The sequence below is a fragment of the Peribacillus sp. NPDC097224 genome, assembly GCF_044761985.1.
In the GTDB taxonomy this organism is placed as follows: Bacteria; Bacillota; Bacilli; order Bacillales; family DSM-1321; genus Peribacillus.
Genome location: NZ_JBIWDK010000002.1, coordinates 248,159 through 261,533 on the forward strand (window position 1 = coordinate 248,159; position 13,375 = coordinate 261,533).

Sequence of the window (13,375 nt, forward strand, 5' to 3'; positions counted from 1 at the left end):
TCTTTTTGTGAATATAAATAATTGCACTTTTCTTGTAACTCCATCGATAATCAATACTTATATTCATTTGTAACAACCTCCATCAGTATAGGGGTTTCTATATTTTTTAAAACATTCAATTCAAAATTACTTATTGGATTCAGTTCATCCAGGGCTGATATATCATGTTATTCCTTTCAATTACTAATGCTGATTTCTTCCTACCGCGAAAGTATCTAAAGAATCCGCCACCTACTGCTCCAATTATAAGCACTGCACTTCCAGATAAAACACCTGTAAGAACTGTGTTCCACTCCAACTATTACCATTAAGTACCACCCTATTTTTTTAGCCCCTACATCTTAAAAAGAACAATTGACCCGATTGTCACAATACGTATGAATGAAAGAGAAGCAAGTCCATGAATAGGAATCGCTTCTCATTCTAAAGTTAAATCTTCGCCACTAACCCCTTAAACTTCTCATAATTCACTTGCACACCATCATCCAGATCTATATCAATCTGCATATCCGCCATATGATGCAACAGCTCGTCATACACTTTCAATTCGTCGATTTTCTTATCGAGCGATTTCAATTCTTTTTTCGCATTGCTAATTTCCTTTGCTGTGGAATCTCCTTCAATGATATTAAGTAAGTCCTTCTTCTCTCCATCCATTCGAATCTGAACCTCATGTAAATAATCCGTCCGAATACGAGAAAGTGTAGATTTATCATATCGATGCATATAGATGAGACAATTGAACGCCTTCTCCTTGCCCGACGTAAACTTCCAATAAATCGGTCTCCTCTTGTAAACTTGTGCATGATCCTTGTAAAAGTCATTTAAGAAATAACGACGCAACGCTTCCCTTGCTGTTTCGTTCTTTCTTCGACCAATCGCATCAGCAACAAAATCGAGGTTTTCTTCGAGTGTTTCTTCACTAAATGTTACCCGAACGAAATCCACGAATCTTGTAATGATGTCATCTTCAAAATAAGCACCTGGTAAGATTGGGAGAATATTGTCTTCATCTGCTGGGAATGTTTGATAGCGAGAAGAATCAAACTCTCCGCCTGCATAGATTAGCCCATCTCCATCGAGTGAGTAACGACCGAAAGAACAACCGATGGCATAGGAGATGAAGCTTTTGATATCTCGTTCCAAATCAGCTTTTCTGACGGACACATATTTCTCTTCGACCATTGGATTTAATTCGCCCTGCAGATTGTATTTATCAATGAAAATAAGATTTAAGTCCTCTTCATTTTTTTTCAGCTGTTTAAATTGTTCTTCACTTCGGTATTGCCATTTTTTAAAGCCAAATTCAATTTTCTTTACACCTTCTTTATGAATTAATAGTGGATGCCGACTGAAATCCCAAGAATTTTCAAATGAGTTCCAATCTCTTTTTGAAATATTAATACAGTCTTTTACCCTTTTAATAATTTCATTGTCGGATAGTGATAAAAATGGTAACGCTCCAACATACCCCACTCGATAATGAAGCCCTGTAACTGTCAAATCTAATAAGTGTTGAGCTACAATAGAATTCAAATACCCAATTGTTTCAAATAAAAGTGACTCATCGTAGTATTTCGGAAACAAGGTTTGTCCCCCATTATCAAAGACGAAACCAGGTTCAGTATATCTCCCGCTAAACCCGCCTGAAGTCAAATCAGTCCAGGTCATCCCTTCTCGAAAGTAGTATTGATTACTGCTACAACTCGCTTTAGGATCCTTCTTTAATTCACTTCCATCATTCTCATAATTAACAACATATTCTTGATTTCCATACCACTTTCTAAACAGTCCGCCTTTATTATGAGGAAACCATTTTCTGTTACTATACTTTGCTTCTTCTAAATTCTTAAGATTTAATCCGACTTTATTGTTGTTCACTTCATGCCAGTAGCGTAAATACTTACTATTTTCCCCTGTTTGCAAACCGACTTTTAGTTCCACGAATTCAGACAAGGGGCTATTATTATTAAATAAGGCTACCACTTTATCTGATGCCCAATATGCAATTGGACTACCGGGAATTTTGTTGAAATCATTTTGGCTTATTGAACTAAATTTATTTATCGGATTAAAGAATTGTGATTCTTTCTCGTATTTTCTTCCATCATAAAAATCTACTAATCTAATACCTGTGGGCTTAAATTCATCAATATTATTATTTCGTAAAACAAAAGCAACAGTTTGGACTACTTTACCTATTATCCCTTCAAATGCTTCCATTCCTAAATGTAAAATTGATGAAATGGTTGTTTGATCTAAGAGATACTTACGAAGCATGTCATATGAGCTTAAGAATAACCAAGAGTGCATTGTTACCATACTGCAATATCCATTTTTTTTCGTTTGGGATAAAGCTGATTCAATAAACACTGCACATAGATCAGCTTTACTTTTTTCATAATTCTGTTGCACAAAATTCTTCAAATCATTACCCATATTTGCATTACCCATATAAGGTGGATTTGTACAAACTACGTCATATTTCCCACCTAAAATTTTATATTGCATCAACAATTGAGGTAAATTTTCCTCTACTATCTGTTTGTCAAGCATCTCTATAAGATTTGCTTGTTCTCCTTTGTACCGTTTGAAGGATTCTTCAAGAATATAGATATCGATGGGCTCGACATGTAGTATAGAACCATATTCCTTGGCATTAAAAAAAGCCTCTCGGATAGTACTAAGCATACCTATTAACTGTTCATTATTTCCAGACAAATTCATAATCATCTCATCTGTTAACCAATTGCTTTCTTGCACTGCACAAATATTTGGCAAAATAGCTTTCCTGAATACTCTTCTAGATTTTTCTCTTGCTTTCATCACAACTGCAAAAGATGCTAATTGGACTGCACGATCATCAACATCCAACCCGAAGATATTTTTTTCCAAAATTAGTAGAGGAATCTCATTTTCCATATAACCTTTTTCAAGATACATGTCGTAGAAAACATCAAATGCATATACAAGAATGTGTCCACTTCCACAACAAGGATCAAGAAATGTAATTTCTTCTGGATTCACGTTTTTATAACGAATATCTTCAAGTTGCTTAATTACCTCATCTTCTTGCTCTGCCTCATTTAAATAATATTTCCATTCGGATTTCAATTGGCTTTCTGGATAACTTTCTAACCAAGTTCTCCCTAATGAGTTTTCGACCATATATCTAACAATCCAATTAGGTGTGAAAAGCTGAGTGGCCGCTGGAAGTGTATCTTTGGTTATTTTGATGTTTTTTTTCAGATTAGCGAATACCTCATCTTTTTCTTCTGAAATATAATACTGGTAGAGCCATCCGATAACCTCAACCTTTTCCCAGTTATCCTCAGGAATGACATTAGTATCCGTCATTTGTCTCACAAACGAATCCGTCCCAAGCAACCCCTCTGGAAAAAGAATTTCTGTATAATCTTCAATCGTTTCAAACATAAACGGCATGTACCGGTTCAAGTCGTTACAATGCATTTTAATCAGGTATTTGAACAACTCATCCGTTTTATTGTTCATTTTCAAATCGTAGACATATTCTTTGTCCAACTCTAAATCCAACGATAACGCTTCTTTCATCATATCTGGCTCGGCACTACCTGAATTCGAGGAAAGAACACGCACTTTCGTTGGTAGATAGTCGTTCACTTCCATAAAACGAAGTGCGATGAAACGGTTGAACCATGTGTATGCTGTTTCATCCATTACTCTTTCAAAACTGATTTCATTAATACGAACAATAAGTTTATTTCGTTGTCGTCTTTCTGTATCTGAAAGCTGTTTACCGTCAATAAAGACTGCATCCGAGCTTTCAACGTTTGCTTTTTGAACTGCTTCTGCTGTGATTCCGAGTTTTCGTGCTTGCAGTTCTACTCTTTCAAGTAACTCTACCCGTGCTTCTATTGCGAATTTTTTCAATGCTGTTTTGTTCATAACCATTTCTCACCTCGCTTATTCTATAAACTTAATTTGTTTATTCGATTTGATGATTTGCTTTAATTTATTGGATAACGTGTTAATGTATTGATCTACATCTTCTTCTGTAGATAGTGTTTTTATTGCAACGAGCTCTGTTACTTTTACATTTTGTTTTAGAATAGTAGGTTCAATGATTGGTGGGTCCACAACTTGTAAACCAGTTTGTTTTTTATACTCTTCCGCTTTTTTATTTTGCCATTCAACGATTTCACGTCTAATCTCCATTTCTGTTCGTTCTTTGAAACTTGTACTTTGTGAAATAGTAGCATCTACCTTAAAAATATCTGTAAATGTATCCAAATTAGACTTTAGTCCATCATAGTAATCGTCTACATGCTGTTTCGTTTCTTTTGATACACCATATTGCTTTGATTGTAATGACAATTCATCATAATCTACCTTTAACTTTTCTATGGCATTTTCTTTTTTCTCTGATAAAACGAGATTGATTTGTTCTTCCAAAGCATGAACAAGTTCTGGGATATCTTTAATTTTCCGATATGGGATTGGATCAAGAATAATTGAACGGAGTTGATTCATTGCCCCGACTATCTCTTGCACTGACAAGTATGCTTTATTTTCCTCATAGTTGTTCAGTCCCGCTAAACCTTGGTCGAATATTTCTTTTTGATTCGTACCAAAAAAACTTTTCACATAGGCAATATCTTCTTCCCAATCTGCTAAATCATCTTCTAACTCATTCAGCTTCGTAAAAAAGGAAACATTATCGAGTTTATTATCAAAATATCCAAAATAATCCAATCCCTTGTCAAGTAAGCTTCTACCTGGATATTTTCTACCTTCATACCGTGCTATATATCCATTGATTTCGGCTATTTGTTTTTCAATTAACATACGGATATCTTTAACAAGGCCATCTTCATCATCCGCTAAATCTGTGGTATTGAAGACCTCTTTGCATACACGCTTCGCTGTACGAATGAGAGATTCATCCACTTTCACTCGTTTAAGAATGATTCCTTTATCAGCTTCGGATGTTTTTGCAAATACCGTAAGCAATTTGTTTGTATCTGTTTCTGGCTCCAGATACTCTGCATTGTAACGAATACGGATACGTTGCTCTTTTAGTAATTCCGCAATAAGTCCTGCGATGTCGAGCAGTTTCCAGCCATACGGTTTATCTTGGAAACGGTCATAGACAATTTTCACTCGTACTTGCTTCTGGATTTGATCTTGCAAGTCGATAAATTCATAGACTTCACGTTTTGCAAGTTCATTCGGGTTTGTACCTATTTTATCATCAAAAGAAATCTGATCTGTGTCAGAGGCTAAAATAGGAATCAATGCTCTTTCACTTTCCAAATGCTCTTTCACATAACCAAGTTTCGTGTACACATTATCGACCAATTGTTTGAAAGCAAAATTAATTTTCTCCTTCACAGAAGAACCTTTAATGTCCATTTTATCTCCATTCACAAAGAAGGTTCCGTCTTTAATTGCATCCTCAAGTAGTTCACGCACTCTACGTCTACGTTCACGCACTTCTGCTTGTTTGTTGTTTAAGATATTTTGAATATTTTCTGGAAGCTGAGTTATGTTCTTTTTCTTACGGAATTCCTCGATTCGTAATGCTTCTTCCATTTCTTCTACGTATGTCCCATTTCCACCAAGCTTAATGATCATTTCACCAATGCCCGAAGACATCATCATTATTTCCTGATCTGACTTATGATAATGGTCAGATAATGGAGAAACGATGTTTAATCCAATACTTGATGCTTGATTGCCATAATTTTTTTCATCCATTTTCTGATTGAAGGAAAAGGCATACTCTCTCGAGTAATTGAACCGTTTATCATCGTATAGGTCTTGGAAAATGTAATTTGCCAATTCCCGCTTCACGATGTCTTCATCAATGTTCATCTGCTTAATTTCTCTGTTAATGTCTTGCTCATCATCCGTTAAAAACAGGTAATAGTCGCCGTTCTTTTGAATCAATGTTTGCGAAATCAACTTTCGTAGGGCTACTTTGATTTTTTCTTTCATTTGTAACTTGTCTTCATCAATATGTGTCACCATGAGTGTTGCTATGTTATCAACGTTTGCTGGTAATTCTTTAATGTACTTGATCATGAACAATACTTTCAGTAAATCCATGTTGAATGGGTCGTCTTTTAACGCTGGATTTTCATTTGCTCCCTCTATCACCCTTGAAATAGATGGGTTGAGGAATTCTTTAATCGTATCGTAGAACGCATGAAACGGGATGAGCGTACCTTCTTCAGCATCCTTGTACCGTAACCCTGCTTCCTTGAACGCCGAGAGCATCGAACGTTCCCCTTCGGACAAGTGCTTTCCTGAAGTACCATGTTTCCGTACTTGCTCGAACACCTTTTGTAACAACTTGAATTGATACGGAATGAATGGGTAGACCTCCGCAAATTCCTGTTCATTATCAAAACCTCTAAGATCCGCTGTACTTTCACGGAAACTAATAAGGTTTTTCAAGATGGCACTCTTTTCAGGGAAAAACACCTTTAGTTTGTCATCAACATGTGAGTGCTTCTCCAAAATACGTTTCTTAATTACTTCATCTACCGATATGGAAGACAAGGATAATCTTGTATCAAAACGTCCTTGAATACGAGAGAAATCATCCCCTTTTACTTTCACAATAGAATCAATACTTTCTTGTGATGTCACCATAATCCACACTTTCCCATGTGCATGTGTACCAAGGTCTTCTGCAAGTGTTTGCAAGTTAAGCATTAAATTTCGACTGTCTCCAATATATTGACCGATTTCATCTACAAGAAAGATTAGGTGAAAATTCGGGCCTTTTTCGTCAATATATTCTTTTACGTCTTTAGAGAATTTCTCAATGCTAATTTCAAAGTTATTGACACCGTTTTCGAACCAATTACGAGCCGACTCTTCCGACATATCTGTCACTTTTGTTAATGCCCCAATAACAAAGTCTGCATCGAAATAGAAACTGTTACGGCGCTCTTCCCATGATTCACCTGCTAATCCTCTGAATTCAGCTTTAAAGGCCCCATAAACGCCTTGTTTGTCCAAATACTTCTCCATCTCAGCAACACCAGGGATGTCCCCATAATAGCCTCTATGCTCGTAAAATACCTTCATGAAGACACGTAATATGGCATCTTCTTTAGATTTATTATCAAGGGAGCTTTTCGAATCAATATTAAACAAAATCACTTCTGTATCGACATCAGCAGTTCGCTTCATATTAGAGTAAACAAGAGGATCTTGAATTTTTTCTTTAAAGAATTCAATTGGCTGTTTACCTTTCACCTTTTGATTCTCTAAAAGATAAGCAAGAATTTTAAGAAAATGGGATTTACCTGACCCGAAGAAACCGCTAATCCATACACCCATTTTGTCAGTCTTTCCATTAATTCCTTTTTGGTAATTATCATAAAACTTCGATAAATGTTTAAGTAGCTCTTGCGTCACGACGTATTCATCAAGTTCTTGATAAATGTCATCTTCATTTGTTTGGGCAACTTTAATTACTCCACGTATATCACGTTCTATATCTTTTAAAAACATATCTTTTAAAATCATCTAAAATCCCTCTCTTTCTAATCAACTAAGCGAAATGCTCGGTAGTAGTTATCATCCTTATATTTACTGAACAATTGCAAGGACTGTCCATCATATTTTCCTGGAAAAAACATAATGACAGGCGTTTTATCTAATACTTCCTGCAGATTGTTCAAAATATTATGAGACCGTACAAACGGGTACACTTTTCCTATCCCAGTAAGAAAAACAACATTATGATCCCCCATTTGCTCCTTAATTTTTTGGAGGAATACACCTGGTTTTGCAAATGTAGTCATTGCCTTGAATAATGCATCCTTTCCTTGTCGTTCTTCCATATCAAAAATACGGTCGAAAATCCGCTTTTCTTTTGTAATCTCGATAAGCATTTTGTATAAATCAACCTCGATAATTCGTCTGTTCGTTCCTTCATAGCTAAACTCTTTCTTGATGTGATTGATATAGTCCCTCACGGCAAGCTCACTATCCGGTTCATAATCGAAGACATAAAAACTGATTTCGTTTCCAAGTCCACGTCCTTCGATAAACTTATCCTCTTTGATTTTCGGTATTATTTTATCAAGTCTTGCATTCAAATTTGCCATATTGCCCCCTTACTCACCTATCGCACTTATATATTGGATATCGCCAATCCGTCTAAGGTGGTCTTTAATTTGCTCGTCGATGATAAGTCGATTTAATTCACCTGTCCTTAAACTCTTGAGCATACCTGTTTCCAGTAGAATTTTCTTATAGACTTGTTTCAACTTTTCTATTGTTGACTCTGACCAACTTTCTATAAAATCACTCTGCTCAGCTTTTACAATAAAAAATGAATTGACATCCTTTTTCTCTAATAAGTAATCATTTTTTTGTAGTTTTTCTTGAATCACCTCATACATAAATTCAAAAAATAGCCGATCAGATTTCATGATTGCATATAAATTAATTATCTTAGCTATTTCTAACGACTCCTGAGTAATTAGTTGTAATAATGTTTCATCTAACACGTTTACCCGCTTTAAAATATATGGAAGAGCCCTTTTAATACTCGACATTTTTTCATATTGAAATACATTTTCTTCTAATACTTCTTGTCTTATTTCTTTATCCAAAAGCCCTTTTTTCTTTAAAACAGAAATTTGTTTAATTTCATAGAGCATGTATCCCGCACCGGTTAACACAGAAGAATATTCTAAATCCGTTGTCATCTAACCAAACCTTTCACACAAGACTAATGAACTACCTCCAATATTTTTGTAACTATTGCTAATCTTAATATTCCACATTGCTGTTGAATAACTTTCGTAAATTCATAATTCTTCATCAGTTTATCCTGATTATTTTCATGCATACTTTTTATTCCTTCTATTAATACTTCTTCTTTAATCTCCTCTGACCAATACGCATCGAGCTAACTCAGGTTGAGTTCTATAAAAAGTTGGCTATGTTATAGGAAATGGTTTATTTTTCGTAAAAGGGTATGATAACTTGCCTTACATCTAATAAAATAATTTTAGTCTCAATTCGATATTTATGTTAAAGTAGCTATTAAGATTGTGAAGCAATATACTTAAACTAACGGGGCAGTTTAGTTCTATAAGAAAATCAAAAATTGGGGATAATACCTTTAATATTGTTAAAGGAGAGAGGCCCAATGAAAACTAAATTGTCTGTTTTAATCTTAACTATGCTTATATTAATAAATGTTAATGTAAATGCACAAACTTCCGAAAAGTATACGGATAATAGCAATAAACTACTAATCAGTGCAAATGAATTTTATAAAAGAAACAACTTAGGAAATTATAGTGAATTCAAAACTGCAACCCTGAATATTAGAGAAAAACTTCTGTATAAAGATTTAAAATCAACAGTAAATAAACATGCGGAAAAATATTCACTAGTTAATATTTACAATAATACACACCCAAATATAGACCCTAAAAGGCAAATATATCTTTTTTGTTCCATTAAAGAGACAAAAGAAAATATGATTCATAAATTTTTAATTGAAGATGCTGAGACAAAAGAGCCAATATCTGAAGGAAACGGAGAAAGGTGGTACTACCATTAAAGGTCTATACTAACCCCTAAAATGAGAAACCCAACGCAGACGGAAGAGATACTACTCCATAAAGACAATAATCCTTAATGAACTAACTGGGGCTTTAGTAAAACACGGACAGTAAAATACATGAGCTTGGAGATACAATTCCCAGCTCATTCTTTACGTACATTTTTTTCCTGTGAGATAACATGAATAATCTTGTATCTAAAATGCGAAGTTTCTCAATTCCACGATTGTCACCTCGTATCTCAGTTTTACTTAATTCTTATTTTACTTTTACTTTGAATGTAACACAATGTATCTTAAAAGATTTACACATATTCTTTTATAAACAGGATTCATTTCTTCATAACCTTTATATATAGCGTTTTATCTATGTTTCCCCCTGGTTGCAAGGCATTCTCCAACAAAAAAGCTCATCATCTAATCCTCCAATTACTAATTAATTTTTTATTTCATAAATCTATAAGATTACTATATTTGATTCGTCAATTTTTCATATTTTCTAGATCGGTGGGGTTTTTTGGCCAACAAACTGTTCAAGCTATAACATCCAGGGTTACTTGTAAAAATAGTTCAAGATTATCTCTTACATCAGCTAATAAACCATTATCATTTTTAAAAATTGTTGAATATCTAACATAAGGTATTCTTCTTGCGTATCAAACACCAATAGTAACTCAAAATCCCGAGTTGGAAAGACAGAGATGATTCTCATTTCCTTCACCTACTATGTTATTTTTTAATTACTTTTCCCGTTTTTCATTTCTTATCTATCCCATAAAAAAAAATTCACACTATTTTTGAACGTTATCTCGCATTCCCGGATTAGCTCCTTAATTTTCTTAAACTTGGATTTAGATTTCTCACTTTCATCAGGATCACGTCGAATATAAGAAAAATCATAATTTGTTCATTAAAATGTTTCTATGAACTTTTTATTTTCTGGCAAAGCGAATAATTACATATTCAGGTAAAAGAGGTCAAGCATGGTTAGACACTTATTCTATTCACAGATTATAAAATTCATTTTATAATTTAATTATAAAGTAAAAGTTAAAGGAGGAAATAAATTGAGCCAATCAATTAACAATTTGGAGACGTTAAGTTCTGTCGAGATTCCATTAAAAAACTGGATTACTGATGCAATGAAGGATTATCAGAAGCAACACACCACCACAAAGGAATGGAAGAGTATAAAAGAAGCCTGTGATTATATTGGAGTATCTTATAACACGTTCATTAAGTATCGTGAAATGGGATTAAAAGTTTGTGAGATTGAAGGTATAAAACGTGTTTCAAAAACAGAAATTGATAATTTTTTAAATAAATTTAGTTACTAAGAAAAAGGAAGAGATTTTGTAGAATTTAAGCGATAGAATACTTGAGTATCAACGCTTTAGTCATATATGATAAATATGTTGCTTTCATATGGTAGGTAACAAACATTCATCCTCTACATCTTGTCTCCGTAAGATAATAGGAGGAAGAAAAATGAATAAAACCAAAAATACAGCTATTAAAATGTACACAAAAAAAAATAACGAAAAATGTTACATGTTTAAAGTGTATTGCGGGATTGACCTATTAACTGGTAAAGAACAATATACTACTCGACGAGGATTTAAAACAAAAAAAGAAGCCGACCTAGCATTAGCTCGAATTAAACTTGAAATTAGCAAGGGAGAATTTAAAAAACGACAAGTAGAAACGTATGCAGATATCTATGAGTTATGGATCATTCAGTATGAGAAAACAGTTGAGGAAAGTACGTTTATTAAGACAACTGGTATTTTCCGTAATCATATTTTATCTACTCTTGGACCATATAAAATTGATAAAATGAATGTTGATGTATGTCAAAGACATGTTAATGAATGGGCTTCTAAGTTAAAGAAATACAGAATGGTCAAAGCATACGCTTCAAAAGTAATTGACTTTGCAATTAAGCGTGGTTATATTGAGACAAATCCCTTTGCTTTAGTAGAAATGCCAAAAAAATTGAAAATTGTCCGCATTGATGATGAAGACGAACTTGAAAACTTCTACACTAAGGAACAGCTCATTAAATTTCTTAGATGTATGGAGCAACAAAAGAATTTTAAAGCATATGTGTTATTTCATCTTCTTGCTTACAGTGGGATGCGTAAAGGTGAGGCTCTTTCGTTAACTTGGAAGGATATTGATTTCAAAAAAAATGAGATTCGCATTAATAAAGCAATCTCTAGAGGTAAAAATAATAAAATTTATGTAAAAACCACAAAGACAGGTATTGCTCGAACAATAAAAATGGATCAAAATTCAATGGCTATTTTAAAAATATGGAAAAAGCAACAACAAGAAGACTATCTTATTTTGGGCTTTACCACATTAAATCCAAAACAACTGGTTTTCAGCAACGAACATAACGAATTTTTACAACCTACTAAAACAAGAAAGTGGCTTGAGAAAGTATTAACTGAATTTAACCTTCCAAAAATAACAACCCATGGATTCCGCCACACACATTGCTCCCTATTATTCGAGGCGGGAGTCAGTATAAAAGAGGTTCAAGATCGCTTAGGGCATACCGATGTTCAGACTACTATGAATATCTATGCTCATGTATCCGAAAAAGCCAAAGATGAAGCAATTAATAAGTTAGAAACTTTCATGAGCATATAAAAGTTTCTGACCATGGTTTTGACCATGGATGATTGATATTCAATGAAATCATTTGAGACAGTGCAAAATAAAAAACCCTTGCTATACAAGAGTTTTCATAAAGAATGAAATCCACCGTATGTATTTGGTGGAGACGGTGGGAGTCGAACCCACGTCCAGACATAACGGCACTTAAGCTTCTACGAGTGTAGTCGATATATTCGCGTTTCGCGAACTCATTAGCCTATCGACAGGCGGCAGAGCAGCTAGTCTGATTGGTCTCTTCCTTCATCCTCAGACGGTGGATTCCGGCGTATCCCACTTAGAGTGAGTCCCTTACCCTACCACGTGGGCCATGGAGGGAGGAACAGCTTAACGTCTGTTGTTACGCAGCGAAAGCTAGGTTGTTGTTTTGTTTGCCAGTTATAGGCGTTGACGTTTTAACGAGGCCGATCCCCTCGACTCGCAACTTAAGCTCGAACTATCCCTGTCGAATCCGTAACGTCCCCATGATAAGAATGGAGCGTACGAGAAAAGAATAGTCAGCAAGTTGGCTGATATTCAGTTGTCATCGGTACAGGTTTAATTATAACAGATTGAATCAAAAAATCAATTGTAAGGTCTTGGTAACCCTACATCTTTTGACGATCGCGGAAAGCACGCTCGATATCACGTTTTGCTTCTTTCTTCTTCAGGTCATCACGCTTGTCATATTGTTTCTTCCCTTTACCCAACCCAATTAAAACCTTGGCGAAGCCATTTTTTAAATACATTTTCAATGGGACGATGGTGTAACCCGTTTCCTTCGTTTCACCGATCAGTTTATTGATTTCCTTCTTGTGCAAAAGAAGCTTCCTTGTCCGCAAAGGATCATGGTTAAACTGGTTCCCCTGCTCATAAGGGCTGATATGCATATTATAAAGGTAGATTTCGCCGTTTTCTATCTTGGCAAAGGCATCCTTCAAGTTCAGCCGTGCTGCACGGATGGCTTTGATTTCGGTCCCTTTCAATACGATACCCGCTTCAAATGTTTGTTCGATAAAAAAATCATGGTACGCTTTTTTATTTTGCGCTAATTGCTTTCCTGAGCCTTTTGGCATCTAACTCTCCCCTTTTATCCAATCGGAGAGAGGATGACTGGATCATCCTCTCTTCCGT

At 34.8% G+C, this 13,375-nt stretch carries 8 protein-coding genes, 1 other RNA gene and 1 pseudogene; 3 read left to right on the top strand and 7 right to left on the bottom strand.

What is annotated here, in order from left to right; genetic code table 11:
• Positions 1-429 precede the first annotated feature (429 nt).
• The 5 genes and pseudogenes from pglX to ACIQXR_RS04785 form a co-directional block, all read right to left on the bottom strand.
• Positions 430-3,927 carry a BREX-1 system adenine-specific DNA-methyltransferase PglX gene (pglX, locus tag ACIQXR_RS04765; protein WP_403079557.1) on the bottom strand — a complete coding sequence of 1,166 codons (3,498 nt, stop codon included), beginning with the start codon at positions 3,925-3,927 and terminating at the stop codon, positions 430-432.
• 18 nt (positions 3,928-3,945) lie between these two features.
• Positions 3,946-7,524, bottom strand: a complete 3,579-nt coding sequence (brxC, locus tag ACIQXR_RS04770; protein WP_403079558.1) for a BREX system P-loop protein BrxC — start codon at positions 7,522-7,524, stop codon at positions 3,946-3,948.
• 17 nt (positions 7,525-7,541) lie between these two features.
• Positions 7,542-8,108, bottom strand: a complete 567-nt coding sequence (locus ACIQXR_RS04775; protein WP_403079560.1) for a DUF1788 domain-containing protein — start codon at positions 8,106-8,108, stop codon at positions 7,542-7,544.
• Between the two features lie 9 nt (positions 8,109-8,117).
• Positions 8,118-8,714 (bottom strand): DUF1819 family protein, encoded by a 597-nt coding sequence (locus tag ACIQXR_RS04780; protein ID WP_403079562.1) that lies wholly within the window; start codon positions 8,712-8,714, stop codon positions 8,118-8,120.
• A 23-nt stretch (positions 8,715-8,737) separates the two neighbouring features.
• A pseudogene (locus ACIQXR_RS04785) lies at positions 8,738-8,902 on the bottom strand (TIGR04540 family protein); the annotation flags it as partial.
• Positions 8,903-9,160: 258 nt separating this feature from the next.
• On the opposite strand from ACIQXR_RS04785, the gene ACIQXR_RS04790 reads away from it, so the two are divergent.
• The 3 genes from ACIQXR_RS04790 to ACIQXR_RS04800 all read left to right on the top strand — a co-directional run bounded on the left by ACIQXR_RS04790 (position 9,161) and on the right by ACIQXR_RS04800 (position 12,238).
• Positions 9,161-9,580: a hypothetical protein gene (locus ACIQXR_RS04790; protein ID WP_403079564.1), complete on the top strand. Its 420-nt coding sequence runs from the start codon at positions 9,161-9,163 to the stop codon at positions 9,578-9,580.
• A gap of 1,067 nt (positions 9,581-10,647) precedes the next feature.
• A complete protein-coding gene (locus ACIQXR_RS04795; protein WP_403079565.1) occupies positions 10,648-10,917 on the top strand; it encodes a helix-turn-helix domain-containing protein in 270 nt (89 codons plus the stop codon).
• Positions 10,918-11,068: 151 nt separating this feature from the next.
• Positions 11,069-12,238, top strand: a complete 1,170-nt coding sequence (locus tag ACIQXR_RS04800; RefSeq protein ID WP_403079566.1) for a site-specific integrase — start codon at positions 11,069-11,071, stop codon at positions 12,236-12,238.
• Between the two features lie 125 nt (positions 12,239-12,363).
• Here the strand turns inward: ACIQXR_RS04800 and ssrA are convergent.
• Together ssrA and smpB are read right to left on the bottom strand one after the other, a co-directional pair.
• Positions 12,364-12,726, bottom strand: a transfer-messenger RNA (tmRNA) gene (ssrA, locus tag ACIQXR_RS04805).
• A gap of 123 nt (positions 12,727-12,849) precedes the next feature.
• Positions 12,850-13,317 (bottom strand): SsrA-binding protein SmpB, encoded by a 468-nt coding sequence (gene smpB, locus ACIQXR_RS04810; RefSeq protein WP_402870780.1) that lies wholly within the window; start codon positions 13,315-13,317, stop codon positions 12,850-12,852.
• Positions 13,318-13,375 lie beyond the last annotated feature (58 nt).